Source organism: Egicoccus sp. AB-alg6-2 (genome assembly GCF_041821025.1).
Classification (GTDB): Bacteria; Actinomycetota; Nitriliruptoria; order Nitriliruptorales; family Nitriliruptoraceae; genus Egicoccus.
Genome location: NZ_JBGUAY010000001.1, coordinates 108,318 through 135,273, shown reverse-complemented (window position 1 = coordinate 135,273; position 26,956 = coordinate 108,318). Strand labels below are relative to the sequence as shown.

27 protein-coding genes, 1 tRNA gene and 1 pseudogene are annotated in these 26,956 nt (G+C 70.9%); 21 read left to right on the top strand and 8 right to left on the bottom strand.

Annotated features, from left to right (window positions below; genetic code table 11):
• Nucleotides 1-23: 23 nt before the first annotated feature.
• The 8 genes and pseudogenes from ACERMF_RS00665 to ACERMF_RS00630 all read left to right on the top strand — a co-directional run.
• Nucleotides 24-1,850 carry a putative bifunctional diguanylate cyclase/phosphodiesterase gene (locus tag ACERMF_RS00665; protein WP_373667083.1) on the top strand — a complete coding sequence of 609 codons (1,827 nt, stop codon included), beginning with the start codon at nt 24-26 and terminating at the stop codon, nt 1,848-1,850.
• Between the two features lie 26 nt (nt 1,851-1,876).
• Nucleotides 1,877-3,394: a glycerol kinase GlpK gene (gene glpK / locus ACERMF_RS00660; RefSeq protein WP_373667082.1), complete on the top strand. Its 1,518-nt coding sequence runs from the start codon at nt 1,877-1,879 to the stop codon at nt 3,392-3,394.
• 403 nt (nt 3,395-3,797) lie between these two features.
• Nucleotides 3,798-4,100: a 30S ribosomal protein S6 gene (gene rpsF / locus ACERMF_RS00655; protein WP_373667081.1), complete on the top strand. Its 303-nt coding sequence runs from the start codon at nt 3,798-3,800 to the stop codon at nt 4,098-4,100.
• Between the two features lie 63 nt (nt 4,101-4,163).
• Nucleotides 4,164-4,601, top strand: a complete 438-nt coding sequence (gene ssb, locus ACERMF_RS00650; RefSeq protein WP_373667080.1) for a single-stranded DNA-binding protein — start codon at nt 4,164-4,166, stop codon at nt 4,599-4,601.
• Between the two features lie 62 nt (nt 4,602-4,663).
• Nucleotides 4,664-4,903, top strand: coding sequence for a 30S ribosomal protein S18 (rpsR, locus tag ACERMF_RS00645; protein ID WP_373667079.1), 240 nt, complete (start codon nt 4,664-4,666; stop codon nt 4,901-4,903).
• A 10-nt stretch (nt 4,904-4,913) separates the two neighbouring features.
• Complete coding sequence (gene rplI, locus ACERMF_RS00640; protein WP_373667078.1) at nt 4,914-5,594, top strand: 50S ribosomal protein L9; 681 nt, start codon at nt 4,914-4,916, stop codon at nt 5,592-5,594.
• Nucleotides 5,595-5,659: 65 nt separating this feature from the next.
• On the top strand, nt 5,660-8,530 hold the full coding sequence (gene dnaB / locus ACERMF_RS00635) for a replicative DNA helicase (RefSeq protein ID WP_373667077.1): 2,871 nt from the start codon (nt 5,660-5,662) through the stop codon (nt 8,528-8,530).
• A gap of 104 nt (nt 8,531-8,634) precedes the next feature.
• A pseudogene (locus tag ACERMF_RS00630) lies at nt 8,635-9,729 on the top strand (EAL domain-containing protein); the annotation flags it as partial.
• Nucleotides 9,730-9,863: 134 nt separating this feature from the next.
• Here the strand turns inward: ACERMF_RS00630 and ACERMF_RS00625 are convergent.
• Nucleotides 9,864-10,469 (bottom strand): helix-turn-helix domain-containing protein, encoded by a 606-nt coding sequence (locus ACERMF_RS00625; RefSeq protein WP_373667076.1) that lies wholly within the window; start codon nt 10,467-10,469, stop codon nt 9,864-9,866.
• 169 nt (nt 10,470-10,638) lie between these two features.
• Here ACERMF_RS00625 and ACERMF_RS00620 point away from each other — a divergent pair, with 169 nt between their 5' ends.
• Together ACERMF_RS00620 and ACERMF_RS00615 are read left to right on the top strand one after the other, a co-directional pair.
• Nucleotides 10,639-10,845: a hypothetical protein gene (locus ACERMF_RS00620; RefSeq protein ID WP_373667075.1), complete on the top strand. Its 207-nt coding sequence runs from the start codon at nt 10,639-10,641 to the stop codon at nt 10,843-10,845.
• Entirely contained in the window at nt 10,842-12,089 is a 1,248-nt protein-coding gene (locus tag ACERMF_RS00615) for an MFS transporter (protein WP_373667074.1), read from the top strand. The genes ACERMF_RS00620 and ACERMF_RS00615 overlap by 4 nt, the downstream gene beginning before the upstream one ends.
• Here the strand turns inward: ACERMF_RS00615 and ACERMF_RS00610 are convergent, their stop codons facing one another.
• The gene (locus ACERMF_RS00610; protein WP_373667073.1) at nt 12,090-12,551 is read right to left on the bottom strand and encodes an Lrp/AsnC family transcriptional regulator; all 462 of its coding nucleotides are present in this window, start codon (nt 12,549-12,551) and stop codon (nt 12,090-12,092) included.
• A gap of 99 nt (nt 12,552-12,650) precedes the next feature.
• Between ACERMF_RS00610 and ddaH the strand changes: the two genes are divergently transcribed.
• The 3 genes from ddaH (at nt 12,651) to ACERMF_RS00595 (ending at nt 15,431) form a co-directional block, all read left to right on the top strand.
• A complete protein-coding gene (gene ddaH, locus ACERMF_RS00605; RefSeq protein WP_373667072.1) occupies nt 12,651-13,574 on the top strand; it encodes a dimethylargininase in 924 nt (307 codons plus the stop codon).
• Nucleotides 13,571-14,764 carry an ornithine--oxo-acid transaminase gene (gene rocD / locus ACERMF_RS00600; protein ID WP_373667071.1) on the top strand — a complete coding sequence of 398 codons (1,194 nt, stop codon included), beginning with the start codon at nt 13,571-13,573 and terminating at the stop codon, nt 14,762-14,764. Before ddaH ends, rocD begins: the two co-directional genes overlap by 4 nt.
• 109 nt (nt 14,765-14,873) lie before the next feature.
• Complete coding sequence (locus ACERMF_RS00595; RefSeq protein ID WP_373667070.1) at nt 14,874-15,431, top strand: YqgE/AlgH family protein; 558 nt, start codon at nt 14,874-14,876, stop codon at nt 15,429-15,431.
• Between the two features lie 27 nt (nt 15,432-15,458).
• On the opposite strand, the gene ACERMF_RS00590 is transcribed toward ACERMF_RS00595, so the two are convergent.
• On the bottom strand, nt 15,459-15,857 hold the full coding sequence (locus ACERMF_RS00590) for a hypothetical protein (protein ID WP_373667069.1): 399 nt from the start codon (nt 15,855-15,857) through the stop codon (nt 15,459-15,461).
• An 82-nt stretch (nt 15,858-15,939) separates the two neighbouring features.
• On the opposite strand from ACERMF_RS00590, the gene ACERMF_RS00585 reads away from it, so the two are divergent.
• Nucleotides 15,940-16,179, top strand: a complete 240-nt coding sequence (locus tag ACERMF_RS00585) for a hypothetical protein (RefSeq protein ID WP_373667068.1) — start codon at nt 15,940-15,942, stop codon at nt 16,177-16,179.
• 75 nt (nt 16,180-16,254) lie between these two features.
• Nucleotides 16,255-17,400, top strand: coding sequence for an acyl-CoA dehydrogenase family protein (locus tag ACERMF_RS00580; RefSeq protein WP_373667067.1), 1,146 nt, complete (start codon nt 16,255-16,257; stop codon nt 17,398-17,400).
• Nucleotides 17,401-17,403: 3 nt separating this feature from the next.
• On the opposite strand, the gene ACERMF_RS00575 is transcribed toward ACERMF_RS00580, so the two are convergent.
• Nucleotides 17,404-17,982, bottom strand: coding sequence for a TetR/AcrR family transcriptional regulator (locus ACERMF_RS00575; protein ID WP_373667066.1), 579 nt, complete (start codon nt 17,980-17,982; stop codon nt 17,404-17,406).
• 186 nt (nt 17,983-18,168) lie between these two features.
• On the opposite strand from ACERMF_RS00575, the gene ACERMF_RS00570 reads away from it, so the two are divergent.
• The gene (locus ACERMF_RS00570; RefSeq protein WP_373667065.1) at nt 18,169-18,726 is read left to right on the top strand and encodes a VanZ family protein; all 558 of its coding nucleotides are present in this window, start codon (nt 18,169-18,171) and stop codon (nt 18,724-18,726) included.
• A gap of 848 nt (nt 18,727-19,574) precedes the next feature.
• On the opposite strand, the gene ACERMF_RS00565 is transcribed toward ACERMF_RS00570, so the two are convergent.
• Nucleotides 19,575-19,648: transfer RNA gene (locus ACERMF_RS00565), tRNA-Gly, on the bottom strand.
• 92 nt (nt 19,649-19,740) lie between these two features.
• Between ACERMF_RS00565 and dcd the strand changes: the two genes are divergently transcribed.
• The gene (dcd, locus tag ACERMF_RS00560; RefSeq protein WP_373667064.1) at nt 19,741-20,325 is read left to right on the top strand and encodes a dCTP deaminase; all 585 of its coding nucleotides are present in this window, start codon (nt 19,741-19,743) and stop codon (nt 20,323-20,325) included.
• A gap of 282 nt (nt 20,326-20,607) precedes the next feature.
• Nucleotides 20,608-21,561 carry a DMT family transporter gene (locus tag ACERMF_RS00555; protein WP_373667063.1) on the top strand — a complete coding sequence of 318 codons (954 nt, stop codon included), beginning with the start codon at nt 20,608-20,610 and terminating at the stop codon, nt 21,559-21,561.
• Nucleotides 21,562-21,572: 11 nt separating this feature from the next.
• Here ACERMF_RS00555 and ACERMF_RS00550 read toward each other — a convergent pair whose 3' ends face one another.
• From ACERMF_RS00550 to ACERMF_RS00540, 3 genes are all read right to left on the bottom strand, one after another.
• Nucleotides 21,573-23,804 carry a (Fe-S)-binding protein gene (locus ACERMF_RS00550; protein WP_373667062.1) on the bottom strand — a complete coding sequence of 744 codons (2,232 nt, stop codon included), beginning with the start codon at nt 23,802-23,804 and terminating at the stop codon, nt 21,573-21,575.
• Between the two features lie 147 nt (nt 23,805-23,951).
• Nucleotides 23,952-24,479, bottom strand: a complete 528-nt coding sequence (gene def / locus ACERMF_RS00545) for a peptide deformylase (protein WP_373667061.1) — start codon at nt 24,477-24,479, stop codon at nt 23,952-23,954.
• Between the two features lie 2 nt (nt 24,480-24,481).
• Nucleotides 24,482-24,994, bottom strand: a complete 513-nt coding sequence (locus ACERMF_RS00540; RefSeq protein WP_373667060.1) for a glycine cleavage system protein R — start codon at nt 24,992-24,994, stop codon at nt 24,482-24,484.
• A gap of 127 nt (nt 24,995-25,121) precedes the next feature.
• Between ACERMF_RS00540 and ACERMF_RS00535 the strand changes: the two genes are divergently transcribed.
• From ACERMF_RS00535 to ACERMF_RS00525, 3 genes are read left to right on the top strand one after another with little or no spacing between them, the layout of a single operon-like run.
• Entirely contained in the window at nt 25,122-25,763 is a 642-nt protein-coding gene (locus ACERMF_RS00535; protein ID WP_373667059.1) for a DUF192 domain-containing protein, read from the top strand.
• A gap of 14 nt (nt 25,764-25,777) precedes the next feature.
• Complete coding sequence (locus ACERMF_RS00530; protein WP_373667058.1) at nt 25,778-26,650, top strand: NAD(P)-dependent oxidoreductase; 873 nt, start codon at nt 25,778-25,780, stop codon at nt 26,648-26,650.
• A 55-nt stretch (nt 26,651-26,705) separates the two neighbouring features.
• Nucleotides 26,706-26,876, top strand: coding sequence for a hypothetical protein (locus ACERMF_RS00525; RefSeq protein WP_373667057.1), 171 nt, complete (start codon nt 26,706-26,708; stop codon nt 26,874-26,876).
• Nucleotides 26,877-26,956 lie beyond the last annotated feature (80 nt).

Genomic DNA, 26,956 nt, shown 5'->3' with positions numbered 1-26,956 from the left:
TGACCCCCATATTCGGCCCGGCGATGACGTCCGACTCGACCAGTTCGCGCCGCCGCGCGCTGCTGCGCCGTGCGGCTGACGTGCTGCTGCGTCCCGCACCCGTGAACGGCCAGCGCGTCCGCGGCCTGGCGCTGGCGAGCCTGCTCGTGCTCGGGGGCGTCATCGGCCTGGCCGCGCTGACGTTCTCGGGCGACCGCTCGCTCCCGGCCGGCGCGATGTCGGCCATCGGTGTCGGGGCGGTCCTGCTCGGTCTCGCGCTGGCACGGTGGTGGGAGCGCATCCCGCCCTGGGGCTTCCAGCCGGCCCTGGCGCTGTCGACGTCGGCGGTGTGCGGCGCGGTCTACCTCGCCGGCGCCGGGACGGCCGGCATGGCGTTCGCGAACCTGTTGTTCTTCGTCGCCGTGTACGTCGGGTTCTGCTTCTCGCTCGCCGCAGCCGCCGCACACGGCGCCTACGCCCTCGCCTTGCTGGGCCTGGTCCTGCACCGCCTCGACCAGCCCTACCACCTCGAGGTCGTGCTGCTCGCCGGCGTCGCGGGCACGATCGCGGGTTTCAGCAACGGGCTCGCGCACGTGCGCAGCCGCAGCGAGGTCGATCCGCTCACCGGTGTGTTCAACCGCCGCGGGCTCGAACGCGTACTTCGCGACGAGGCCGAGCGCGCCGACGCCGACGCCCGTCCGCTCGCGGTCGCGCTGCTCGACCTCGACGACTTCAAGCGGCACAACGACCTGCACGGCCACGAGCAGGGCGACCGGACGCTGATCGCCTGCGTGCGCGCATGGCAGGCGCTGCTGCCGACCAGCGCGACCATCGCCCGCCTCGGCGGGGACGAGTTCGTGGTGGTGCTCCCGGAGCTGAAGTTGAGCGCGGCGCGGCGGCTCGTCGACCGGCTGCGGCGTGCGGTTCCCCTACCGGTGCGCTGTTCGGCCGGCGTTGCGGCGTGGCGACCCGGTGACACGCAGTCGTTGATCCTCGGCCGTGCCGACACGGCGCTCTACGGGGCGAAGGAGAGCGGGCGGGACCAGACCCATGTCGTGGGCGACGAGTCCGCGCGCGCCGCCGAGCTCTGGCGTGCGCTGGAGGAGGGGGAGCTGCTCCTGCACTTCCAGCCGGTGGTGTCGCTGGCGACGGGCCAGACGATCGGCGTCGAGGCCCTGATCCGGTGGCAGCATCCGGTCGAAGGTCTGCTCGGGCCCGTGCAGTTCCTGCCCGTCGCCGAGCGCAGCGGCGCCATCCACGCGCTCGGCCGGTGGGTCCTCGACGAGACGTGCCGGCAGTTGCACGCGTGGCGCACCGGCGTCCCCGCCGCCCGTCATCTCGTCGCCGCGATCAACGTGAGCACGACCCAGCTGCAGCGGGCCGAGTTCGTCGGGGACGTCGCCGCCGCGCTGGCGCGGCACCGTCTCCGCCCCGGCGCGCTGACGATCGAGATCACCGAGGGCGCCTTCGAGGGCGAACCGCAACGCCTCCTCGACGCGCTCGAGGCGCTGCGACGCCTGGGCGTCTGCCTCGCCATGGACGACTTCGGCACGGGGCACTCGTCGCTCGCACGGCTGCAGACCATGCCGTTCGACGTGCTCAAGATCGACCGGTCCTTCGTCGCAGGACTCGGTACCGGCGACGCCAGTGGCGCGGTCCTCGCCGCCATCGTCGCCCTGGCCGAGAGCCTCGGCATGCGCACGGTCGCCGAGGGCATCGAGACGGCCGAGCAGTTCGAGGTCGTGCGCCACAGTGGCTGCACCTGGGCGCAGGGCTTCGGCATCGGGCGACCGGTCGCAGCGGCGTGCCTCACGCAACGCCTGCTCGACACCTCGTCGGCCGGGGTTGCGGCGGTCGCCGCCAGCGGCTGAGATCCGTTGCCGGACCAGGAGACGGCATGGCGGAGTTCATCGGCGCGGTCGACCAGGGCACGACCAGTACGCGGTTCATGGTCTTCGACCACGCCGGCAACGAGGTCGGCCGCCACCAGCTCGAGCACGAGCAGATCCTGCCGCGGGCGGGCTGGGTCGAGCACAACCCGGTCGAGATCTGGGAACGCACCTCGTCGGTCCTGCGCACGGCCATGCACCGACTCGGGCTGCGCGCCGGCGACCTGGCGGCGCTCGGCATCACCAACCAGCGCGAGACCACGGTGGTCTGGAACCGCCGGACCGGGCGGCCGTACCACAACGCCATCGTGTGGCAGGACACGCGGACCGACCGCATCGCGTCCCGGCTCGAGCGGGACGGCCACGGTGAGCTGATCCGCCGCAAGGCCGGACTGCCGCCGGCGACCTACTTCTCCGGCGGCAAGATCCAGTGGCTGCTCGACGAGGTCGAGGGACTGCGCGACGACGCCGAGCGCGGCGACGCCGTCTTCGGCACCACCGACAGCTGGCTTCTGTGGCACCTGACGGGTGGGGTCGACGGCGGCGTCCACGTCACCGACGTCACCAACGCGTCCCGCACGATGTTGATGGACCTCGAGACCCTCGACTGGGACGACGAGCTGCTGGCCCTGTTCGGCATCCCCCGCTCGATGCTGCCCGAGATCCGGCCCTCGTCGGACCCGGCTGGCTACGGGGTGACGCGCCCGGACGGACCGCTCGAAGGCGAGGTGGCGCTGACGGCGACGCTCGGGGACCAGCAGGCAGCCATGGTCGGCCAGGTCTGCTTCGCACCCGGCGAGGCGAAGAACACCTACGGGACCGGCAATTTCCTGCTGCTCAACACCGGCACCGAGCTGGTCCGCTCGCCGTCGGGACTGCTGTCCACGGTGGCGTACCGGTTCGCCGACCAGCCGCCCGTCTACGCCCTCGAGGGGTCGATCGCGGTGACGGGGTCGGCGGTGCAGTGGCTTCGCGACCAGCTCGGGATCATCAGCGGTGCCGCCGAGTCCGAGTCGCTGGCCCGCCAGGTCGACGATGCCGCAGGGGTGGTGTTCGTCCCGGCCTTCTCGGGCCTGTTCGCGCCCTACTGGCGTTCCGACGCCCGGGGCGTCATCGTCGGGCTGTCGCGGTTCCACACCAACGCCCATCTCGCACGCGCCACGCTCGAGGCGATCTGCTACCAGTCCAAGGACGTCGCCGACGCCATGGCCCAGGACGCGGGCGTCGGCCTCGAGGTGCTGAAGGTCGACGGCGGCGTCACGGCCAACGACCTGTGCATGCAGATCCAGGCCGACGTGCTCGGGGTTGCGGTCAGCCGACCCGCCGTGACCGAGACGACGGCGCTGGGCGCCGCCTACGCCGCCGGGCTCGCGGTCGGTTTCTGGCGCGACACCGACGAGTTGCGGTCGAACTGGCGCGAGGATCGACGCTTCGAGCCGGCCTGGGACGACGCCCGCCGCGCGGCGGGACACGCCCGGTGGAAGAAGGCGGTCGAGCGCACCCTCGACTGGGTCGAGGTCGACTGATTCGTCTGCGCCGGGTGCCCGCTGGGCGGCGTCCCGGTACCGGGCAGTGGTGGACGCGAACCGTCACCCGGCGCCGGCTCCGCCGTCCGGTTTCCACAGTCGGTCGGGATTCCACGGGCGCCGTGTCACGGTCGGCGCCTACGGTCCCGGTTGTGAGCGGACGGGGTGTCCGGTACCGTGCCAGAGCCTGCGTCCGGCGTGCGCTTCGTGCGTGCGTCGGCGGAACGACGTTGTTGCGTCGTTCCCGGGCAGCACCCCTGCTCCCATCGGTGGTCCCGAAGCGTGCGCGCACGCGGACCACGTCCGTGGGAGCCACCCCGCCGCCGTCGGGCACTCCGGTGCACCGAAGGCGGCATCGGCCGCGCCACCCGGCGCAGTCGGAACAGACCACGGGAGGTGCACCATGCGCCGCTACGAGATGATGATCATCGTCACCGACACGCTCGAGGAAGAGGCAGCCGTCGCCGCCTTCGACCGGGCCAAGGACATCCTCGCCCAGCAGGGCGGGACGCTGCTCGACGAAGCCTGGTGGGGCCGCCGCAAGCTCGCCTACGAGATCAACAAGCGCGACTTCGGCTTCTACGGTGTCCTCGACTTCGAGGCCAGCACCGAGGCCGTCGACGAGCTCGAGCGTCTGCTCAAGATCTCCGACGACATCGTGCGCTTCAAGACGGTGCGTCCCGAGATCCGCGTCCGCAGCGCCTGACACGTCCGGCCCGCGTCCGCTCACGCGACCGACTGACCAGCCGCTCGACGCGAGGAGCCCATTGTGGCGTTCGAGAGCAACTTCATCACCTTCATCGGCAACCTGACCGACGACCCCGAACTGCGCTTCACCGGTGGCGGGGCCGCCGTCTCCACGTTGCGCGTCGCCTCCAACCGCCGGTTCACCGACCGGTCGGGCCAGCAGCAGGAGGAGACCACCTACCTCAACGTCAACTGCTGGCGTGACCTCGCCGAGAACGCGGCCGAGTCCCTGCACAAGGGGGACCGCGTCGTCGTCATCGGCCGGGTCCGGGTCCGCAGCTACGACAACGCCCAGGGACAGACCGTCTGGGTCACCGAGATCGAGGCCGACGAGATCGCCCCGAGCCTGCGGTGGGCCCGGGCGCAGGTGTCGCGTACCAGCGGCTCCGGTTCCGGCAACGCCGGTGGCAGCAACGACTTCACGCCACCGCCGCCCTCCGACGACGACGTCCCGTTCTGATTCACGACCCGACCACTGACCTTCGCCCGAGCGCGCCGCGCCGGGCCATCGAGGAGTAGCCAATGCCTCCCAAGCCCAAGAAGGATCGCAAGCCCCGCAAGGACAAGCCCTGTCCGGTGTGCACCCAGGGCATCGAGTACGTCGACTACAAGGACCTGTCGCTGCTCAAGCCGTTCCTCAACGAGCGCGCCAAGATCAAGGCCCGCCGTACGTCGGGGGTCTGCGCACAGCACCAGGCCCAGCTGTCCGGGGCGATCAAGAACGCCCGCGAGATGGCGTTGATCCCGTACACGAGCCGCTAGGAGTCGCCCGATGAAGGTCATCCTGAAAGACGAGGTCGACAACCTCGGGTTGGCGGGCGACGTCGTCGACGTCGCCGACGGCTACGGCCGCAACTTCCTGCTGCCCCGCGGGCTGGCCATCCTGGCCACCAAGGGCGCGATGAAGGAAGCCGAGGCACTCACCCGGTCCCGCAAGGCCAAGGAATCCAAGACGATCGGGTCGGCCCAGGCCGCCCGTGACGCCCTGGAGGCCCGCACCTTGCGGATCGAGGCCCGCGTCGACGAGCGCGGCAACCTCTACGGATCGGTCAGCGCCAACGACGTGCAGCGGGTGCTGCGCGAGCGTGGCCACGAGATCGAGCGCAAGCGCATCGAGCTCAAGGGCACGATCAAGGCGATCGGGACCTACGAGATCCCGGTCCGCGTGCACCCCCAGGTCACGGCGAACGTGCAGGTCGAGGTCGTCGACGCCGAGGGCCGCATCAGCCTGCGCGACGGCGCCATCATCGACGCCGAGGCGGTCGCCGAAGCGGCTGCGGACGTCGCAGCCAGCAGCGACACGGACGTCGAGGCACTGACCGAGCAGGCGCTCGAGGCAGCCGCGGAGTTCGAAGAGCAGCAGACGCAGGCCGAGGACGCCGGTGACGAGACCGAGGGCGCAGCCACGGTCGTCGCCGGGGACACCGAGGGTGAGGACGCCGAGGAGGCGTGAGGAGGATCACGTGAGGTGGTCGTCGTCGACGGACGCGCTGAGCTCGTCCACGGACGCACACCCGCATGAGTGACTTCCCCCCGCCCCCGAGCGGACCACTCGACGCACCACCAGCATCGGCACCCACCCGCAACAACGGGTCGGCGGGGCGCGGCTACGACCGCGTCCCGCCCCACTCGTTGGAAGCGGAGGTGTCGGTGCTCGGCGCGGCGTTGCTGTCGCGCAACGCGGCCAGCGAAGCGATCGAGGTGCTCGAACCCGAGCACTTCTACCGCAACGCCCATCGGACCGTCTTCGAGGCGATCCGCGACCTGCTCGCCGCCGGCGAACCCATCGACACGGTCACCCTGACCGAGTGGCTCGCGCGGCGCGACCGCCTCGACGAGGTCGGCGGCCCCGCCGCGCTCCACGACCTGACGGTCGCGGTGCCGACGGCGGCCAACGCGGCCTACTACGCCCGCATCGTCCGCGACCGCGCGCTGATGCGGCGGCTCATCGATGCCGGGACCGAGGTCGCCAAGCTCGGCTACGAGGCGACCGACGACGCCGACACGGTCGTCGACCGCGCCGAGTCCATCATCTACGAGGTCGCCCAGACCTCGACCACGTCGGACTACGCCAAGCTCGGGGACCTGCTCAACGAGTCGTTCGAGCAGATCGAGAAGCTCGCCGAGCAGGGATCCGAAGTCACCGGGCTGTCCACCGGTTTCGACGACCTCGACCGCCTCACCGCCGGCCTGCAGCCCCAGAACCTGATCATTCTGGCTGCAAGACCCGCCATGGGAAAGTGTACGCCTGGCGCACTCCGAGTTCTTTGTGCGCGCAGTGGAGCATACCGACGGCTGGACGAGCTCATCGACGAGCAGCCAGACGGCTTCGAGGTCCTGGCACGCGATGCCCGCGGTCGCCTCATCCCTGCACGCGTCAGCGAGTTCCACGACAACGGCATCCGGCAGACGTTCCGATTGCGGACGCGCTCGGGCCGCACGGTCCAGGCGACGGCCAACCATCCCTTTCTCACGTGGGACGGCTGGCGCGAACTGACGGATCTCGCGCCGGGAGACCTCGTTGCCACTCCCCGCGTGCTCCCGGTCAAGGGGCAGCAGGAGTTCGCGGACGCCGAAGTCAAGTTGCTCGGCTATCTGCTGGGCGACGGGTGCCTGACCAAGGACGCGCCCGAGTTGACCACGGAGTCGGCCGCAGTCGAAGCCGAGGCACTCGCCTGCGCTGCCGCGTTCGGCACCGTCGGGGTGGTCCAACCGAAGCGCGGAACCACCGCGCGCACGATCCGGTTCAGCCTCGCGCACGATCGGGTGACACGGGCGCACGTCGCCGAACTCGCGGGCTCGACCGACTCGGTCGTCAGCCAAGCGCTGTCGGGTCGACCGGGCCTGTCCCTGGGGCTCACCGACCGTATCGCGGCCGCAGTCGACGAGCTCGGCTACACGGGCCGCCACCCCGCCAACTGGCTGCAGCAGCGGGTGATCGAGCTTGGACTCGCCGGACGAACGAGCCACACGAAGTTCGTTCCGGGGCCGATCTTCACGCTGCCCCGTGAACAGCTCGCGCTGTTCCTGTCGCGGTTGTTCGCCACGGATGGCAGCGCCTGGGTGTCCGAGGAGCACGGTTACTTCGGCATCAGCTACTGCTCCGTCTCCGAGCGGCTCATCCACGACGTACAGCACCTGCTGCTGCGCTTCGGGATCCTGTCGCGCATCCGTGAGCGTCAGGTCAAGTACCTCGACGGCCACAATCGTGCGTTCGAACTCGAGATCCGTGACGCGGCCAACGTCCGGACGTTCCTCACCGAGATCGGAATCTTCTCGAAGGAGGAGCAGTGCGCGAAGGTGCTCGAGTACGCCGAGCGCCGCGAGGTGTCCCACACCAACACCGACCTGCTGCCTGTCGAGGTGTGGGACCTCATCCTGACGGAGAAGGGCGAGCGGTCCTGGGCCGACGTGTCCGAGGCAACCGGCCGGCCCCGCAACCACAACTGGCACGTCGGCAAGCGGCGTCCGTCACGCCGCTTGGTGCTCGAGCTCGCCGACGCGCTCGGCAGCCAGGCGCTGCACGACGTCGCAACCTCCGACATCTACTGGGACGAGATCGTCTCGATCGAGCCCGCTGGCGAGGAACGCGTCTTCGACCTCACCGTCCCGGGTCTGCACAACTTCGTCGGCGACGACTTCATCTTGCACAACTCGTCGCTCAGCCTCGGGATCGCGCAGTTCGTGACGGTCAGGCTCAAGCGGCCGGCGATCATCTTCAGCCTCGAGATGAGCAAGCTCGAGATCGTCAACCGCATGCTCTCGGCCGAAGCCCGCATCGATTCCTCCAAGCTGCGCACCGGCCGGCTCGAGGACACCGACTGGCGCAAGCTCGGTGACGCGCTCGGTGCGCTCTCCGAGGCGCCGCTGTTCATCGATGACACCCCGTCGATCTCGCTGATGGAGATCCGGGCCAAGTGCCGTCGCCTGAAGCAGAAGCACGGCCTCGACCTCGTGATCGTCGACTACCTGCAGCTGATGCAGTCCCACAAGCGGACCGAGTCACGCCAGCAGGAGGTCTCCGAAATCTCGCGAGGCATGAAGATGCTGGCGAAGGAACTCGACGTCCCGGTCATCGCCCTGTCGCAGCTTTCGCGCCAGCCCGAGTCCCGTACCGACAAGCGCCCTCAGCTCGCCGATCTCCGCGAGAGCGGGAGCATCGAACAAGATGCCGACATCGTCAGCTTCATCTATCGCGACGAGGTCTACGACGAGGACAGCCCGGACAAGGGCATTGCCGAACTGATCGTGTCCAAGCACCGAAACGGCGCAACCGGCGTGGTCAAGCTCGCCTTCCTCAACCACCTCACCAAGTTCGCCAACCTCGCCCGCGGTTCGGGCGGCGCTCCCGGCGGCGGTGGCGCAGGCGGGATGCCGACGCCCATGTGAGTCGCGTCAGGTCGAGCGGCTGCACCGCGACGCCGGGCCCGTTCGCTTGAGCGGCGCATCCGGGCGCCGACCGGAGCGGTCTGTCGTCACCCGGAGTTCTCGGCATGTCCAGCCCGCTGCAGCGGATCCTCGACGAGGGCCTGCTGCGCACGGTCTTCCAACCGATCGTCGACCTCGCCACCAACGAAGTCGTCGCCTTCGAGGCGCTGACCCGCGGGCCTCGCGGCTCGCTGCTCGAACGCCCCGACCTGCTGTTCGCCGCGGCGCACGACGAAGGCCTGCTTGCCGAACTCGACCGCGCCTGCCTGGACGCGGCCTTCGCGAACGCGTGCCGGCTGGCCCTCGGGGCTTGGACCGGGCTGTTCGTCAACGTCGAACCGCAGGCCCTCGACGCACGCCATTCGTTCGCGGACGCCGAGGCGCCCGACGCATTGATCGTGGTGGAGTTGACCGAGCGTGCCCTGCTCGCCCGGCCGGCTGACCTGCTCCACACCGTGGCCCTGGCCCGGCAGCGGGGCTGGGCGATCGCTCTCGACGACGTCGGTGCCGACCCCCGCAGTCTGGCGCTGCTCCCGATCGTCCAGCCCGACCTCGTGAAACTCGACCTGCGACTGGTGCAGGACCAACCCGACCGCCGGACCGCCGAGATCGCGACGGCCGTGCAGGCCGAGGCGGAGCGCTCCGGCATGCGCATCCTCGCCGAAGGCGTCGAGACTGCGGCCCACCTGCAGTTTGCCCGCTCGCTGGGGGCCACGCTGTCGCAAGGCTGGTACCACGGCCGGCCCGAGGAGGACCCACCCGCGCCCCGGCCCGGACGTGTGGATCTCACCTCCCTGCTCCGCGACGACACCCGCCCGGCACGGCACGAGACGCCGGCCCGACTGGTGCACCCCCGGCGCGAGCTGCGAGAGGCCACCAAGCCCCTGCTGATCCAGATCAGCCGGCACCTGGAACGCCAGGCCCGTGAGGCGGGCGAGACGGCGATCGTGCTGGGCACCTTCCAGCACGTGCGCTACTTCCACGGCAACGCCGTCCGCCGGTACGTCGAGCTCGCCTCGGTCTGCTCCTTCGTGGGCGCCTTCGGCGTCGACATGCCGATCGAGCCGGTGGCCGGCGTGCGTGGGGGCATGCTGGCGGCCGGCGACCCGCTCGAGGGAGAGTGGGACGTCGTGGTCATCGCTGCCCACTTCGCCGGTGCACTCGTCGCCGTCGACCGCGGCGACACCGGCGTCGAAGCGGAGCGCCGCTTCGACTACCTGGTCACCTACGACCGCGACGTCGTCCAGGACCTCGCGCGGTCGCTGCTGGTGCGGATCTGGCCCGACCTCGGCGATCAGCCGCTGGCCCTCGCGTCCGTCGGCGCGTCGCCGGAGGGGAACACGTCGAGCTGGACGATCAGGGGCGCGACGCCGGCCGGTTCCGTGCCCGCCTCGCGCCGCTCGACCTGGAGTTCGCGGTAGCGGTCGACGACCGCGACCAGCTCGTCGCGCAAGGCCCGGGTCTCGTCGAGGGTCAGGCGGAAGCGGGCCGTCATCTCCATGGTGGCCGACACCCAGTCCTCGCCCCAGGCGGCGCCGTCGCGGTGCCAGCGGCGCAGTCGGTCGATCCGCGCGCGCAGGACCTCGTCGAGGACCATCTGGGCGTCGTCACGGGTGTCAGGTCGCTGGAGCAGTTCGAAACCCTCCAGCGTCCAGCCCCCACGCGGGACCTGCCAGTACCGGTCGCGTCTGGATCCCAGTTCCTCCGCTTCCTCGATCAGTCCCTGGTCGGCCAGCTGTCGGAGGTGGTAGCTCGTCGAGCCGCTGCTCTCGCCGACGAGGCGACCCAGCCCGCTGGCCGTCGACGGTCCATGCTCGATGAGAAGCTCGACCAGCTGGAACCGCAGCGGATGAGCCAGCGCCTTCAGCGCGGCCGCATCGAGGACGCGGTCGTCGGGCATGGTCCTCGCCGTCGGGGCGGGGTTTGCGTCGTCGGTTCGGGTCACGGCCGCCTCGAGAGGAGAACGCCAAGAGAACTTTGCAAAGAAGTCTTTGCAAAGTTCCCTTTGCGGTGTACGGTGGCAGGACTGCAAAGGATTCTTTGCGGTCAGACTAGCCAAAGGGGACGCCATGCACCCGCGTCTGCTCTCCGACCTGGCGGCACTCGAGATCGCCGCCGCCCACGCCGACGCGGCGCAGCGGCGGCAGCGACGTCGCCTGCGCCGCGCCGCCTCGGCCCGCCGCCGCGCCACCGCGGCCCCGCGGCGCGTCCGGAGGGGCCAGGGCGTCGGACCGGCGCCCCACGCGCCGGCCGACCGCCGCCCGGCACGCCAGTGACGGCCACCACCGCGGGGGTGGGGGTGCGCAGCGGTTTCGGGCGGCTGTGGCTGGGCGCCGGCGCCTCGAACCTCGCCGACGGGATCCTGTTCGCGGGACTTCCCGTCCTGGCGCTGCAGGTCACGGATTCGCCTGCGCTGGTCGCGGGGGTCGCGGTGGCCATCCAGCTTCCGATGGCGTTGACGGCGCTGCCGGCCGGGGTTCTGGCCGACCGGCTCGATCGAAGGCGCCTACTCGTACTCGGCAACGTCGTCCGGGCGCTCGGACTGCTCGCCGCGGTCATCGCGGTGGTCGTGGGTGAACTCCACCTCGCCGTCGTCTACGCCGTCGCCGCGCTGGCGGGTGCCAGCGAAATCGTGGTCGACACCACCGCACAGACCACGGTCCCCTCGCTGACCGATCGGGACGACCTCGGCCGTGCGCACGCACGTCTCGGCGGGACGCAGGTGGTGATGAACGATGCCGTCGGCGCCCCCGTCGGCAGCTTCCTGGCCGGCATGGGCGCCACGTTGTTCCTTGCGGCGCCGCTGCTGCTGTTCGCGCTGGCTGCCGCCCTCGTGCTGCGCCTGCGTCTGCCGACCGCCCCGGCGCGCGCCTCGTCGGGCCCGCTGTTCGTCGGTCTGCGGTCCGACCTCGGCGGCGGGATGCGTTACCTGGCCGCCAACCCCCTGCTGCTGCGCCTCGCCGTGGTCGCCTGCATCTTCAACTTCGGCAACATGGCGTTCGTGGCCGTGCTGCCGGTGTACGTCACGGGACCGCTCGGGCTGCCCGCCGCCGCCTACGGGTTGTTCTTGACCGGCGTGGCCGCCGGCGGCGTCGTGGGCTCCGTCGTCGCCGACCGGGTCCTCCGTCGGCTCGGGCTCGCTTCGGTGCTGCGGACGGCGAGCGTCGTGATCGCGGGCATCTTCGGTGCGCTCGGGCTGTTCCCGCGCCTCGACGTCGCCATCGTCGCCATCGTCCTGGCCGGCATGGTCGGCATGGTCTGGAACGTCGGCAGCCGCGTGCTGCGCCAGACGATCGTCGCCGACGAGGTGCTCGGGCGCGTGACCGCCACCGTGGCGTTCGTGGCACTCATCGCCGCACCCGCCGGCGGGCTGCTCGGCGGTTTCGTCGCCGAGCACCACGGCGTGCGCTGGCCCGCTGCGGTCTCGGTCGGCGCGATCCTGTTCGCGCGGTTTCTGCTGCGTCCCGTCACCGCCGAGACGGTGGCCGCGGCGACCGCGGGCGCGACGGTCGAACGCTGATCAGGCGGGTCGTTCGGTGGGTCGCACCTGCCGCTCGAGGAGCCGCGAGAGCACCAGCACCGAGCGCGTCCGGGTGACGAAGGGCTCGCTGCGGATCTGCTCCAGCGTGACCTCGAGGTGGGTCGTGTCGCGGGCCCGCACGTGCACGAGTGCGTCGGGGTCCCCCGTGATGGTGTACGCGCCGACGACCTCGGGATGGCGCGAGAGGGCCGTGCCGATGCGCGACGGCGGGGTGCGGCCCTCGCAGAACAGTTCGATGAACGCCTCGGTGTCCCAGCCGAGGGCGCTCGGATCGATCACGGCGGCGAAGCGTTCGATGACCCCGGCATCGAGGAGACGGTCGACCCGGCGCTTCACCGCCGGCGCCGAGAGCCCGATCGCGTCGCCGATCGCCCGGAAGCTGGCGCGGGCGTCAGCGGACAGCCACGCAACGATTCGCTGGTCGAGCTCGTCCAGACGCACGATTACACTCCTGGTTCGCAATGGATGCGGCTGCTTGCGCCGGCTCGACGATCCTATGGTGCGCGATCCCCCCGACCGGTCACTTCCAGGACGACGCTCGTGACGCCATTCGCCTCTCCGGACGCCGTGCGGCCCGCTGCCCACCAGGGCGACCGCGGGGCGCCCCAGGCCGACCCCGCCCGCAGCGACCGCCGTGCGACCCTCCGTCGCTACCTCATGACCCCGCCGACCCATTTCGAGGTCGCCTACGCCATCAACGCGTGGATGGACCCCTCGCAGCCGATCGACCGGCAGCGCGCCATGCGCCAGTGGGAGGACCTCGTCGCGGTCTACCGCTCGCTCGGTCATGAAGTCGTGCTCGCCGAGGCCGCACCGAAGCTGCCGGACATGGTCTTCGCCGCCAACGGCGCCGTGGTCGTCGGTGGCATCGCGGTCGGTGCGCGGTTCGCCACGCCGCAGCGTGCCCCCGAGGCCGCGCTCTACCGCGAGGCGCTGTTCGCCGCCGGTGTCGCGGTCGTACACGAGCCCACGCACGTCAACGAGGGCGAGGGCGACTTCGTCGTCGTCGGTGACACCATCCTGGCCGGCACGGGCTTCCGCACCGACGTGCGTGCCCACGACGAGCTCGCCCGGCTGACCGGCCGTGAGGTGGTCTCGCTGCGGCTGACCGATCCGCGCTTCTACCACCTCGACGTCGCCGTCTTCGCCCTCGACGACGACAACGTGGCCTACTATCCGGGCGCCTTCGACGCCTCCGGTCGCGCGGAGCTCGAGCGCCGCTACCCGGACGCCGTCGTGGTCAGCGAGGCGGACGCGCTGGTCTTCGGCCTCAACTCCGTCAGCGACGGCCGACACGTGATCGTGGCGCACGAGGCGGAGCAGCTCATCCGTGACGTCACCGAGCGCGGCTACGTGCCGATCCCGATCGACCTCTCCGAGCTGCGCAAGGCCGGCGGCGGCGCCAAGTGCTGCACCATGGAGCTGCGTTCCGCACCCGACACCGATGGACAGGAGTGGTCATGACGGTCGCCCAGGACCTGCACGAACTCGAGGCGCACGCCGCCCACAACTACCACCCCCTGCCCATCGTCATCACCGAGGCCGAAGGGGCCTGGGTGACCGACGTCGAGGGCCGTCGCTACCTCGACGCCCTGGCCGGCTACTCGGCGCTCAACTTCGGCCACCGGCACCCGCAGCTGATCGCGGCCGCCGAGGCACAGCTGCGACGGGTCACGCTGACCAGCCGTGCGTTCCACCACGACCAGTTCGCCCCCTTCTGCGCCGACCTGGCCCGACTGACCGGCATGGACGCGGTCCTGCCGATGAACACCGGCGCCGAGGCCGTCGAGACCGCGATCAAGCTGGCCCGCCGGTGGGGCTACCGCGTCAAGGGCGTCGAGCGGGACCGCGCCACGATCGTGGTCGCCGACGACAACTTCCATGGCCGCACCACCACCATCGTCGGCTTCTCCACCGACCCCGACGCCCGTGAGGACTTCGGCCCGTTCGCGCCAGGATTCCGTTCCGTGCCGTTCGGGGACGCAGCCGCGATCGAGGCGGCCATCGACGAGACGACCGTGGCCGTGCTGCTCGAGCCGGTGCAGGGCGAGGCCGGCATCCGCGTTCCGCCGCCCGGCTACCTGCGTGAGGTCCGGCGCATCACCCGAGAGCGCGACGTGCTGTTCCTCGCCGACGAGATCCAGTCGGGGCTCGGCCGCACGGGAACGACGTTCGCGTGCGACCTCGAGGACGTGGTCCCCGACGTGTTCCTGCTCGGCAAGGCGCTCGGTGGCGGCGTGGTCCCCGTCTCCGCGATCGCCGCGAACCGCGAGCTTATGGACGTGTTCACGCCCGGCTCGCACGGCAGCACCTTCGGCGGCAACCCGCTGGCCTGCGCCGTCGGCCGCGCCGTGATCGCCATGCTCGAGACGGGCGAGTTCCAGGCGCGGGGCCGCGAGCTCGGTGCCCGCCTCGACGCCGGCCTGCGGGCGCTTCCGCAGGACCGCGTCGTCGAGGTGCGCACGATCGGCCTGTGGGCGGGCATCGAGTTGGCGCCGGGCAACCGGGCGCGCACCGTGTGCGAACGCATGCTCGCCGAGGGCGTCCTGGCCAAGGACACCCACGAGACGACGGTCCGGCTCGCCCCGCCGCTGGTCGTCACCGAGGACGAGGTCGATCACATCGTCGAGGTGCTCGGCGCCGCCATCGGCTGAGCATCCCCTTCCCGTCACGACGGTGACGGGGAGCGCCCCCCGGTCCGTTCGAAGGTCTGGGCCGGGAGGCGCCCCGCGGGCGGTACCGTGCCGGGCAGGAGGATGCCCCATGCACGACTGGCAGACCGGCCGCCTGGTGGTCGCGACCCCCGCGCTCGAGGACCCCAACTTCGAGCGCTCCGTCGTACTGATCCTCGACCACGACCACGACGGCGCCCTTGGCGTCGTGCTCAACCGGGCCTCGGACCTCGCCATCGACGACGCCCTGTCGGGCTGGGTCGATCTCGTTGCCGCGCCGTCGGTGGTGTTCGGCGGCGGCCCGGTCGAACCGACCGCCGTGGTCGCCCTCGGTCGTGCGACGGCCAGCGTGCCCGCCGACCAGGGACTCTCGCCCCGCCTCGACCGCGTCCGCCTGGTCGACCTCGGCGACGACCCCGCCCTCGCCGCCGTCGACCTCGAGCGCGTCCGCGTGTTCGCCGGCTATGCCGGCTGGGGCCCCGGACAGCTCGAGGCCGAGGTGGACGCCGGTGCCTGGTTCACCGTCGACGCCGACCCGGCCGACGTGTTCACCGCCGATCCGGGCCGACTGTGGCAGGCGGTCCTCCGCCGCCAGCCCGACGAGTTGGCGCTGTTCGCCACCTTCCCCGAAGATCCCAGCCTGAACTGATCGGGGCAGCAGGCCGCGGCTCCCGGCTCAACGATCCACCGTGCCTGGTCCGTCCCCGGCGACGGGATCCTGCGGCTCCGCGCAGTACGCCGGGTCGCCGCCCTGGCGTCCGTGGTAGTGCAGGGTGCGACCGTCCGCCTCGACGACGATGCGGTAGCCCTCGACCAGTGCCTGGGTGTAGAACTGGTCGGGCTGCGGGCAGCCCAGCGATCCGTCGGGCCAGGTGACCGCCTCGTCGAGGACCACCCGGACCTCGCGCTCGTCCACGCCGGTGCGCTCCGCGGCGTCGGCCACGGCCAGTCGAACCGCTCCGTCCGCCGCCTCGTGATCCGACATCCCGTCGCCTCCGTCGCTCCCGCCGCAGCCGCCCAACGCCAGGGCGATCGCCGCGATCGTGCCGACGACCGGCATCGTGCCGAGGCGCATGACTCCCCGAGTGCGGGCGGAAGGGTTGGCTGCCGGCCACCGTAGACTGCCCCGACCTGCGCCACCACGGCAAGAGTGCGTCATGAGCGACCCGTCCTGGTCCTTCCTGATCGTCGGCAGCTTCGCGGCGGTCGGCGCCGCGATGGCCCTCGGCACCCTCGCGGCCTTGCTGCGCTATCGCCGGACCGGGGAGTTCCCGGGAGCAGCCGCGGGCGAGTCCGTGCCCCGCGGCCGGCTGGTCGCGTTGTGGGCCAGGGTCGGGGTCGGCGCCGTGCTGACGGCCATCGGCGTGGTGGCGCTGCAACGCCAGGGGCTGCTGTAGCGACCACCTCGGCTAGCGTGCCGACGGAAACGGAACGGGACGGCTCGAATCGTTCCCTCGTCGCCGGAGCGCTGCATGGACCGTCGCATCTTCACCGAGGACCATGCGGCCTTCCGCGCCACCGTCGCCCGCTTCGTCGACGAGGAGATCGCGCCCCACCACGCCGCGTGGGAAGACCAGGGCCTGGTCCCGCGGGAGCTCTGGAAGCGCGCGGGCGAGCTCGGACTGTTGTGCACCGACGTGCCCGAGGCCTACGGGGGCGGGGGCGTCGCCGACTTCCGCTACAACGCGATCGTCACCGAGGAGCTGTGCCGGATCGGCGCGAGCGGGGTCGGCTTTCCCCTGCACAACGACGTCGTCGTCCCCTACCTGCTCGCCCACGCCAACGACGAGCAGAAGCGGCGCTGGCTTCCGGGCATGGCGGCCGGGACGACCATCACGGCCATCGCGATGACCGAACCGGCGACGGGCTCCGACCTGGCCGCCGTGACCACCACCGCCATCCCGCAGGACGACGGCAGCTACCTGCTCAACGGCGCCAAGACCTTCATCACCAACGGCATCAACGCCGACCTCGTCATCGTGGTCGCCAAGACCGATCCGTCCGCCAGACACGCCGGGACGAGCCTGGTGGTCGTCGAGGAGGGCATGCACGGATTCACGCGCGGCCGCAAGCTCGACAAGATCGGCATGCACGCGCAGGACACCGCCGAGCTGTTCTTCGATGACGTGCGCGTCCCTGCGGACAACCTGCTGGGCGAACCGGGCCAGGGGTTTCTCTACCTGATGCAGGCGCTCCCGCAGGAGCGGCTGTCGATCGCGGTTGCCGCCGTCGCCGGGGCCGAGGCGGCCGTCGCGCAGACCGTCGAGTACAGCCAGCAGCGCGAGGCGTTCGGCCGCCCCATCGGCTCGTTCCAGAACTCGCGGTTCGTGCTGGCCGAACTGCACACCGAGGTGACCATCGGGCGCCAGTTCGTCGATCGCTGCATCGAGCTCCACAACGCCGGCGAGTTGAGCGTCGACGAGGCGGCGATGGCCAAGTACTGGACCACGGAACTGTTGGGCCGGGTCGTCGACCAGTGCGTGCAACTGCACGGCGGCTACGGCTACATGCGCGAGTACCCCATCGCCCGGGCGTTCGTCGACGCGCGGGTCCAGCGCATCTACGGCGGCACCAACGAGATCATGAAGGAGATCATCGGGCGGGCGATGGGCCTGTGAGGATCAGCTCCGCGCCCACGGCGCGCTGTGCATCGCCGCGAGGTAGCGCTTGAGACGTTCGCGGGCGGCCTTCAGGTCGGCCTGCACGCAGTGGTGCAGGATCAGTCCGTCCATCGTCGCGATCAGGTACCGCGCCAGCTGTTCCCGCTCGATCTCGTCGAGCGTGCACGGGACCGAGGCGAGCACACCGGCGACGGTGTTGGCCAGCCGCTCGTAGTGCCAGGCCGCCAGCGGTTCCAGTTCAGGGTCACGCATGGCATGGATGACCAGCTCGAACTGCGCCAACTGCACGTGGGGCGTGCCTTCGACGTAATCCCAGTAGGCCTGGACGATGGCCTCGAGCGCACTGCCGAGGCTCTCGCCGTCGGCGGCCACGGCGGCGCGCAGGGCCTCGTCCATCTGGTTGGCCATGCGTTCGATGACGGCACGAAGCAGCTCGTCCTTGGAACGGAAGGCGTAGTGGAAGGCACCGAGCGCCATGTCGGCCTCGTCGGTGATGCGACGGGTCGTGGCGGCCGTCAGGCCTTCGGTGGCGAGAATTGCCAGGGTGGCGTCGACAAGTTCCTCGCGGCGCTCGTCCACGCTTCGCCTGGTGCGTTGCACGGTCAAACCGGCTCCGGACCGGACCCGCAGCGGTCTCGACGGGTCCGGACGGGAACTGTAGCCACCTGCCGGGTTGGTCGGACGTCCACGGCAATTCCGCGCGTCGCTGTGCGCCACGGATAGCGTGCCCCGGTCGCCGCCGCCTCGCGGCAAGGATGCATCGCCGTGTTCGGACCCATCGACGTCGTCGCCGCGGCCGCTGCGGCGGTCCCCGTCGGTCTGCTCGTCGGCCTGGTCGTGTGGCGTCGGCGACGCGCTGCGCACCGCGCGACCCGCGACGCGTGGATCGACGGAGCCCTCGTCGGCTGGCTGGTGGCCGTCGGCGTCGCGACGTTGTCGCCGCTGGGCGAGTTCGGCCAGCTCACGCCTGCGCCCGAGGTCGTGCTCGATCCGTTCGCGCGCCTGCCGGGTGCGCCGGCCGAGTACGCGGTCGTCAACCTGCTCCTGCTCGCGCCAGTCGGCTTGCTGCTGGTGCTTCGGGGCCTGCGCGCGAACCTTCTCCGCGCCGTGCTGTTCGGGGCGGTTACCTCACTGACCGTCGAGGTCCTGCAATTGTTCCATCCGGGGCGCGGCACCAACGTCGACGACCTGATCCTCAACACCGTCGGCGTCGTGCTGGGGGCCGTGCTCGGGCTGCTCCTGCGCCCGCTCCGGCCGAGCCTTCGTCACCGAAGCGGAGGCAGGCCCCGTCGCGAGCGGGTCGACGGGCGTCGGGAACCGTGACTCGAGCGTGCGGCGGATGACGAACAGCGGGCGGATCTGGACCACGAGCAACAGCAGCCACACCAGCGCGAACACGGCCAGCGCCACGGCCGTGATGCCCGGCGTCGTCGACCCCAGACGCGAGGCCAGGAACGCGGCGAAGCCGGCCGCGAGCGCCGCGTCGACCGTCATCACGAGGGTTGGCGTGGTCACCAGGAAGTTTCCGAGCGACGCCTTCGCGGGATGGCCGAGACCGTAGGTCGCCGCGATGCCCGGCTCGTCGTCGGCGGCGCCGGCCGTCAGGTACGGCGCCAGTTCCGGTGCCACGTCGAGATAGGCCCGCCGCAGCCGGTTCATGGCGATGACCAGGTAGACGTCACTGATGTTGATGTGGACCAGGCGGACGTAGGTGGCCAGCCCGAGCAGCCACACGGCCGGCAGGGCGACCAGCGACACGAGGGTGAACGTGGTCCCGAACGTGCTGGCGTCCGCGGTCAGCGCCAGTGCGACCAGCGTCGCCGACACCACCGTGAGGAAGATCGTGGTCCGGGTCATCGACTCCTGCCACATCATCGATCGGGTACCGAGCAGGCTCCAGTGCTCCGTGGCCAGGAAGGTGGCGGCGGAGCTGCTTCCCGCAGGCGGCGCCTGGGAGGCGTCCGGGCGCGGGCTGGCGACGTCCACGGCCGCCCCGATCGACGCGGACACCCGAGCATGAACCGACCACGCGGCGATGTCCAACCATGGCCGCGTTACACGTCGTGGCCGGTGTCGCGACATCCCCGCAGAACACCGCAGAACTGACCGCCAGCCGCGACACGGGCGATCAGCGGTGACACGAAGCCGCCGGGGTGGAAGGGCGGAGTGGATGGAGCGGGTGAGGGGAATCGAACCCCCGTCACCAGCTTGGGAAGCTGGGGCTCTACCATTGAGCTACACCCGCGAGGATTGCGGAAGGTACTGCCCAGACGGCAGCGGTGGCAATGCGACACGAGCCCATCGCCAGCGCCGTCCCGACGCGCATGCGGAGTCCGCGTGATCCTGTCCGACCGCTCCATCCGTGACGCCCTGGCATCCGGCCGGCTCGTGATCGACCCGCTCGACGACGGTGCGGTCCAGCCCTCCAGCGTCGACGTCCGGCTCGCGCCGCAGTTCCGCGTCTTCGCCAACCACCGCTACGCGGTGATCGACGTGCGGGCCGAGCAGTCGGACCTGACCGATCTCGTCGAGGTCCCGCACGGCGAGCCGTTCGTGTTGCACCCGGGCGAGTTCGTGCTCGGCTCCACGGTCGAACGGATCGGGCTGCCCGACGACCTCGTGGCGCGGATCGAGGGCAAGAGTTCGCTCGCGCGCCTCGGCCTGGTCATCCACAGCACCGCCGGCTTCGTCGACGCCGGCTTCGACGGGGACGTGACCCTGGAGTTGTCGAACGTCGCGACCCTGCCCATCCTGCTCTATCCCGGGATGCGCATCGCCCAGTTCGCGTTCTTCCAACTCGACCGGCCCGCGGAACATCCCTACGGCAGCGACACGCCGGGCTCGAAGTACCAGGGCCAACGCGGTCCCACGGCGTCCCGGTACCACCTCAACCGCATCGAGGATCCTAGGCCCGTCGCATGACTAGTGACATGTGACCATCCCCTGGTACGGTGGGCGTACGGGGAACGGTTCCTTGTCCCGGATCCACCCTCGTCGTACCACGACCCTTCCGCGGCAGTACCTGCCGCCCGGCGGCCGGACGTCCCCTCCGACCGCTGCGGACGATCCCCTGTCGGGCGGGTCGACCGGGCCCCCGGCGATCTCCACGCCGGGGGCCCACTCTTTGTCGGCGACCGGGCGGAGCTCCGCGGGCATTAGCGTGCACCCCCCGGTAGCTGCTCGAGGACCACGCGCGAGGTCGACGTGTCACGTGCCCCATCCCGCCGCTCGGTGCCCGCCATCGTCCTGGTCGCCGCGGCGGCCGCCCTCTGGGGCACGGACGCGCTGTTCCGCCGCGCGCTGGCTCTCGAGTTGCCCGCCGGCGTGGTGGTCTTCTACGAGCACCTCTTCCTGACCCTGGCCTGCCTGCCGTTGCTCGCCCGCGTGCCATGGCGGCAGGTGCGGTGGAGCCCCCGTGTGCTCGGCTCGCTGGTGCTCATCGGTGCCGGTGCTTCGGCCACCGCGACGTTCCTGTTCACCCTGGCATTCCGCTACGGCGATCCCACCACGCCGCTGCTCCTGCAGAAGCTGCAACCGCTGATCGCCGTCGGCGCGGCGTGGCTCCTGCTCGGCGAACGGCCGCGGGTCCGGCTGGGTGGGTTTGCGGCGCTCGCCATCGTCGGCGCCTACCTGATCAGCGTGCCCGATCCGGCGCGCACGAGCGTGGCGCAGCTCGCTCCGGCCCTGTTGGCCGTCGGGGCGGCCGCCCTCTGGGGCCTGGGGACGGTGCTGGGGCGTGGCCTGTCCACGACGTTCGCCCCTGCTCAGCTGACCGCGTTGCGATTCGCGATCGGATTGCCGGCCAGCGCCCTGGTGGTGCTCGTCGACCAGGGGCCGGCCGGCTTCGCGGCGGTCACCACCACCGACCTCCCGGGCCTCGTGGCTCTGGCGGCCGTCCCCGGCCTGCTCGCCCTGTGGCTGTACTACCGCGGGCTCGCCGGCACCCCCGCGTCGGCCGCGACGCTCGCCGAACTCGCCTTCCCGCTCAGCGCCATCGTCATCAACCGCATCGCCTTCGGCACCACCCTCACCACGACCCAGTGGATCGGGATGGGCCTGCTCGCCGGCACGCTGGTCGCGGTCAGCCGCCTGTCACAGCGCGGCTACGAACACGTCGGCGTCGAGGCGCAGCCCCCGCAACCGGCGCTGCAGCGCTGACGCAGGGCCGGTCATGCCTGCCCGGCGGGCTCCTGGGTCGGCGCGTCCTGTCCGCCCCCGGCGCCGGCGACACCCTGGGCCGCCATCGGCAGCAACCGCCCGCGCTGCAGCACCTCGGAGATGTCGAGCACCTCGACCTTGCCCTCGGCCAGCGTGCCTTCCTGCACCTTCTGGGCGATCCCGTCCGAGAGCATGGTCGTGCAGAACGGACAGGCCGTCGAAATCAGGTCGGGGTCCATCTCGAGCGCTTCCTCGACCCGCTCCATGTTGACGCGCTTGCCGATGTTCTCCTCGACCCACATGCGCGCGCCACCGGCGCCGCAGCAGAAGCCGTTCGAACGGCAGCGACCCATCTCGGTCGGCTGGAGACCGGGCACGGAGTCCACGACGGCCCGCGGGGCCGAGTACACCTCGTTGTGTCGCCCGAGGTAGCACGGGTCGTGGTAGGTGATCTTCGCTTCGATCTCCTTGGTCGCGACCAGGCGCCCGTCGTCGATGAGCTTGGCCAGCACCTCGGAGTGGTGCAGGACCTCGAAGTGGCCGTCGAAGTCGGGATACTCGTTCTTGAGCGTGTTGAAGCAGTGCGGGCACCACGCGAGGATCTTGATGTGGTCGCCCGAGGCGCGCGGGTTGGTGGTGTCGGCGCCCACCGACTTCAGCGTCTCGACGTTCTGCATCGCCAGCATCTGGAACAGGTACTCCATGCCCAGGCGGCGGGCCGGGTCGCCGTTGCAGGTCTCGTTCTTGCCGAGGATGGCGAACTTCACCCCGGCGTCGTGCAGGAGTTGCGCGGTCGCCTGGGTGATCTTCTTGGAGCGGTCGTCGACCGCCCCTGCGCACCCGGTCCAGAACAGGTACTCCAGTTCGGGCGCGGCCTCGGTGCCCGGCTGCAGGACCGGGATGTCGAAGTCGAGCTTGTCGGTCCACTCCTCGCGCTTCGACTGTCCGACGCCCCACGGGTCGCCGGCGTTCTCGACGTTGCGCAGCATCACGCCCGCTTCCTGCGGGAAGCTCGACTCCATCATGGTCTTGTAGCGCCGCATGTCCATGATCATGTCGACGTGCTCGATGTCGACGGGGCACTCCTCGACGCAGGCGCCGCAGGTGGTGCACGACCACAGCACGTCGTAGTCGATGACGGCGTTCTCCTGCCCGGGGGTGTCACCGACGAGCTGCATGTTGATGACGTCGGCCGCCTCTTCCTCGGACTCCTTGCCGAGCAGGAACGGCCCCTTGGCGTAGAGGTGGTCGCGCAGGTCCATCACCAGCATCTTGGGGGAGAGGGGCTTGCCGGTGTTCCACGCGGGGCACTGGGACTGGCACCGGCCGCACTCGGTGCAGGTATACATGTCCAGGACGTGCTTGAACCCGAAGTCCTCGACGACGCCGACGCCGAGGACCGTGTCCTCGTCCATGTTCTCCATGTCGATCAGCTCGGTGCGTAGCTTGCCGAGCGCCTTCGGCTGTCGCGCGAACAGCTCCTGGAACGGGATCGTGGCGATGTGCAGGTGCTTGGAGTTGAGCGTGAAGAGCAGGAACCAACCGACGATGCCGAGGTGGCCGATCAGCATCAGTGCGCTGGTCAGCTCGAGCACAAACGGGTCCATCCCCTCGAACAGCGCGCCGGCGCGGATCGACAGGAACGCCGCCTCGGTCGGGGCGTGGTCGAGGGCGGCGCGGATGCCGTGGGCGACCAGCAGCGTCCACACGACCAGGAACTCGCCCATCAGGACCCACCAGCCCTGGTTGAGGTTGGATCCGGCGAAGCGGCTGCGGCGTCCGACGCGGCGCGGGTCCAGTGCGAACCGGATGCCGGCGAAGATCGCGATGCCGAGCGTGGTCAGCAGGATGAACGAGTCCTGCAGGAAGCCCAGCACGTCGTAGGCGGTGACCCCGAACAGGGCGATGCGGTTGAGGAAGGGGATCTGGAACGTCGGGTCGAACAGCTCGCCGACCGCTTCGATCAGCGTGGTCTGGATGACCAGGAACGACCAGAAGACGAAGAAGTGGGCGATACCGGGCAGCGACCATCGCAGCAGCTTCTGCTGGCCGAGGATCTTGGTGAACAGGTACTTGACGTTGCCGACGATCGCGTCGCGGGTCACGCGCTCGGGCTGCGGCCGTGCCTTGCGGACCAGGCCGTAGAGGAACTGCACGCGTCGGGCGGCGAGCGTGCCGACCACCGCCACCAGCGCCACGGCCCCACCGATGCGGATGAGCGTCAGCAGCAGTTCCTCGTTCACGCGCGGTTCCCCTCTCCTGGATGTCCCGTCCCGGGGACACCTCACGCCGGCCGAGCCCGACCGATCGCGCGAGTGTAGGTCTGGCCCACAGGCCACCCAAGGTGACGCGCACGTCGAACCGGCGACCGGATCCCGTCGCGGCGAGCGCTACTTGAGGTGCTGGCCCTTGTCCGCGTAGCGCTTCCGGCGGAACACGTCGGTCCGGGCCGAGGCGACCCGGTCGAGGATGAGCAGCCCGTCGAGGTGGTCGAGTTCGTGCTGGAAGGCGCGTGCCTCGAAGCCTTCCGCCTCAACGACCCGGACCTCGCCCTCGGGGGTCGTGCCGCGGACGACCACCTCGGTGGCTCGCCGCACGTCGCAGGTGTAGTCGGGGACCGACATGCAGCCCTCGCGGCGGTAGTCCGACCCGCTGGCGAGCAACAGTTCGGGGTCGAACAGCACCACCAGGCCGTGGTTGCCCGGGGGTGGCTTCTTCATCACCGACACGTCCAGCGCGAAGGCGCGCAGGGGCACGCCGATCTGCGGGGCGGCCAGCCCGACGCATCCCGGCGCGTCGTACATGGCGTCGACGAGGTCCTGGCCCAGCTGCCGTTCACGCGGGCCGATCTCGCCGACGGGGCCGGCAAGTCCCTTGAGGACCCGTGCGGGGTAGTGGACGACCCGTTTGACCGCCACGCTCAGTACGTCTCCGCCTCGATGGTGCGCAGCGTGTGGTCGACGCCGAGCTCACCGCAGACCGCCGACAGGCGTTGCTCGAGGGCGTCCTCGTCGTCCGCGACGACCTCGATGACCATGGCGTAGACCGGTTCGTCGTGGCCGATGACCTGGGTCTCGAGATCGGTGATGTTGGCGCCGAGGTCGGCGATGGCACGGGTGACGCCCGCGACGATCCCGGGCCGATCGGCGCCGTACACCGACAACAGGTGCGTGGGTTCCTGGGGCCGACGCCGGCCGTCGGCGCGACTGACCGAGATCGCCAGCCCGAGCGGCGAGGTGGCCTCCTCGAGGGCGTGACGCAGTTCGTCGGCGTCGTCGTCGCCGGCCACGATGAGCACGATCGCGAAGTGGCCACCGAGGATCGTCATCGCCGAGTCCTCGACGTTGCCGCCGCGCTGGTGCAGCACCTCGGCGACGGCGGCGACGATCCCGGGACGGTCGGCGCCGACGGCAGTGACGGCGAGCTCGGACACGAAGTTCTCCTGGAGCGAACGGCAGCAGTCGAGCGTAGACCATGCACGCTCCCGGCTGTCTCGCCACGCGTGCCGGCCACCCGCCGGCAGCGCCCAGATCCGCCGTGCCGCCGGGTAGCGTGCCGCCATGCCGCCGTTCCGTCTCCTCGTCGTTCTCGTCCTGTTGCTGACCGGGTGCGCCGACAGCCTGGCCGCCGGCGGCGCGGACCACGAGCCGCCTCCCGACTCGCCATCGGTCACGGCCGACGACGCACCCGAGCCAGCGCCCGTCGAGCCCACGACACCGGCCGAGCCCACGACGCCGGCCGAGCCCACGAAGCCGGCCGAGCCGACGACACCGACGGTGCCGCCCCTGCACCCCTCGGTGGACGCCTATCCCGAAGCGCTCGTGTCGCTCCGGAGTGGCGAGGTCGCACTCGACCTGCCGGTGAAGCTGGCCGACGACGCGGAACGACGGTCTCATGGCCTGATGGAGGTCGAGGACCTGCCGGAGGGGACCGGCATGCTGTTCGTCTTCGACCAGGACCGCGACGGTGGCTTCTGGATGAAGAACGCCCTCGTGCCGCTCGACATCGCGTTCGTCGCCGCGGACGGCGAGATCCACACCATCCTCGCCATGGAGCCGTGCGACGCCGACCCCTGCCCGACCTACCGGCCCGACCAGCCGTACCGCTCGGCGCTCGAGGTACCGCAGGGCTGGCTCGACAACACCGGGATCGGGGTCGGCGACCGGCTCGACTGGCAACCGCTCGACACGACCACCGGATGACGAAGGAGCCACGGATGCGGATCGCCTACATCGGCCTGGGTGCCATGGGACGCCCGATGGCCGCCAACCTCGCCGGCACGTTCGATCTGCGGGTGTGGAACCGGACCTCCAGCGTGGCGCACGACCATGCCCGCGCACACGGCAGCACGGCCGTCGATGAACTGACCGAGCTGGCCGACGCCGACGTGATCTGCACCTGCCTGCCCACGACCGTCGAGGTCGAGGCGGTGGCGCAGGTGCTCGCGCCCGCACTCGCCGAGGGCACCGTGTGGCTGGACCACACCAGCGGGGACCCGCAGCAGGCCCGGGACCTGGCCGCGCTCCTGGGCGCCGAAGGGGTCGACTACCTCGACGCGCCGGTGTCCGGCGGGACGGGCGGCGCCGAGGCCGGCGCGCTGACCGTCATGGTCGGCGGGGACGCCGACGCGCTCGACCGGGTGCGAACGGTGCTGGACGTGGTGGCGGCCCGCGTCGTCCACGTCGGTCCCTCCGGTGCCGGCATGGCGGTCAAAGCGGTGAACAACGCCATGCTCGCGGCGTCGCTGTGGGCGGCCGCCGAGGGCTTTGCCGCGCTGCAGAAGGCCGGTGTGGCGACCTCCGTGGCCCTCGAGGTCGTCAATGCCTCGTCGGGTCGGTCCAACGCGACCGAGAACCTGTTCCCGGAGCGGGTCGTCACCCGCGCGTTTCCCAACACCTTCGGCCTGGCGCTGCTGGCCAAGGACGTCGGCCTGGCGCGGGCGACCCTCGACGCCGCGGACGTGGACGGCCCGGTCCTGCACCTGGTCGATCGCCTGACCGCCGAGGCCGCGGAGACGCTGGGCGCCGACGTCGACCACACCGAACTCGTGCGGATGGTGGAACGAACCGCGGGCGTCGAACTGCGGTGACGACCGCGCCGCGACGTAGGCTGCGCGGACGTCGTCGCGAGCGGGAGGCGGGCACATGGAGGCATGGCAGGTCGTCGGGTTCATCGTGCTCGCGTTGCTGCCCCTGGTGCTGATGATCGACTTCTGGCCCGACCGGGAACGCCTGGACTACCGCGGTCGCCCGCTGCCCCGGCCCTGGCGTCGGCAGTACCACCCGCGGGTCGACGGCCACGACGAGCACCACTGAGCGTCGCCGCGGCCATGCCCGTCGAAAGCCTGCGTCGAACCGACTCAGATTTCCTGCCTCGCTGAGCTGCGGACGGGTTG

Coding starts and splice junctions, on each gene's coding strand:
- ACERMF_RS00535 (WP_373667059.1), top strand. CDS start 25,122: ATGCCGCCGTTCCGTCTCCTCGTCGTTCTCGTCCTGTTGCTGACCGGG.
- ACERMF_RS00530 (WP_373667058.1), top strand. CDS start 25,778: ATGCGGATCGCCTACATCGGCCTGGGTGCCATGGGACGCCCGATGGCC.
- ACERMF_RS00665 (WP_373667083.1), top strand. CDS start 24: ATGACGTCCGACTCGACCAGTTCGCGCCGCCGCGCGCTGCTGCGCCGT.
- ACERMF_RS00625 (WP_373667076.1), bottom strand. CDS start 10,469: ATGCCCGACGACCGCGTCCTCGATGCGGCCGCGCTGAAGGCGCTGGCT.
- ACERMF_RS00595 (WP_373667070.1), top strand. CDS start 14,874: ATGCACGACTGGCAGACCGGCCGCCTGGTGGTCGCGACCCCCGCGCTC.
- ACERMF_RS00590 (WP_373667069.1), bottom strand. CDS start 15,857: ATGCGCCTCGGCACGATGCCGGTCGTCGGCACGATCGCGGCGATCGCC.
- rpsR (WP_373667079.1), top strand. CDS start 4,664: ATGCCTCCCAAGCCCAAGAAGGATCGCAAGCCCCGCAAGGACAAGCCC.
- rplI (WP_373667078.1), top strand. CDS start 4,914: ATGAAGGTCATCCTGAAAGACGAGGTCGACAACCTCGGGTTGGCGGGC.
- ACERMF_RS00525 (WP_373667057.1), top strand. CDS start 26,706: ATGGAGGCATGGCAGGTCGTCGGGTTCATCGTGCTCGCGTTGCTGCCC.
- glpK (WP_373667082.1), top strand. CDS start 1,877: ATGGCGGAGTTCATCGGCGCGGTCGACCAGGGCACGACCAGTACGCGG.
- dnaB (WP_373667077.1), top strand. CDS start 5,660: ATGAGTGACTTCCCCCCGCCCCCGAGCGGACCACTCGACGCACCACCA.
- ACERMF_RS00580 (WP_373667067.1), top strand. CDS start 16,255: ATGGACCGTCGCATCTTCACCGAGGACCATGCGGCCTTCCGCGCCACC.
- rpsF (WP_373667081.1), top strand. CDS start 3,798: ATGCGCCGCTACGAGATGATGATCATCGTCACCGACACGCTCGAGGAA.
- rocD (WP_373667071.1), top strand. CDS start 13,571: ATGACGGTCGCCCAGGACCTGCACGAACTCGAGGCGCACGCCGCCCAC.
- ACERMF_RS00585 (WP_373667068.1), top strand. CDS start 15,940: ATGAGCGACCCGTCCTGGTCCTTCCTGATCGTCGGCAGCTTCGCGGCG.
- ACERMF_RS00620 (WP_373667075.1), top strand. CDS start 10,639: ATGCACCCGCGTCTGCTCTCCGACCTGGCGGCACTCGAGATCGCCGCC.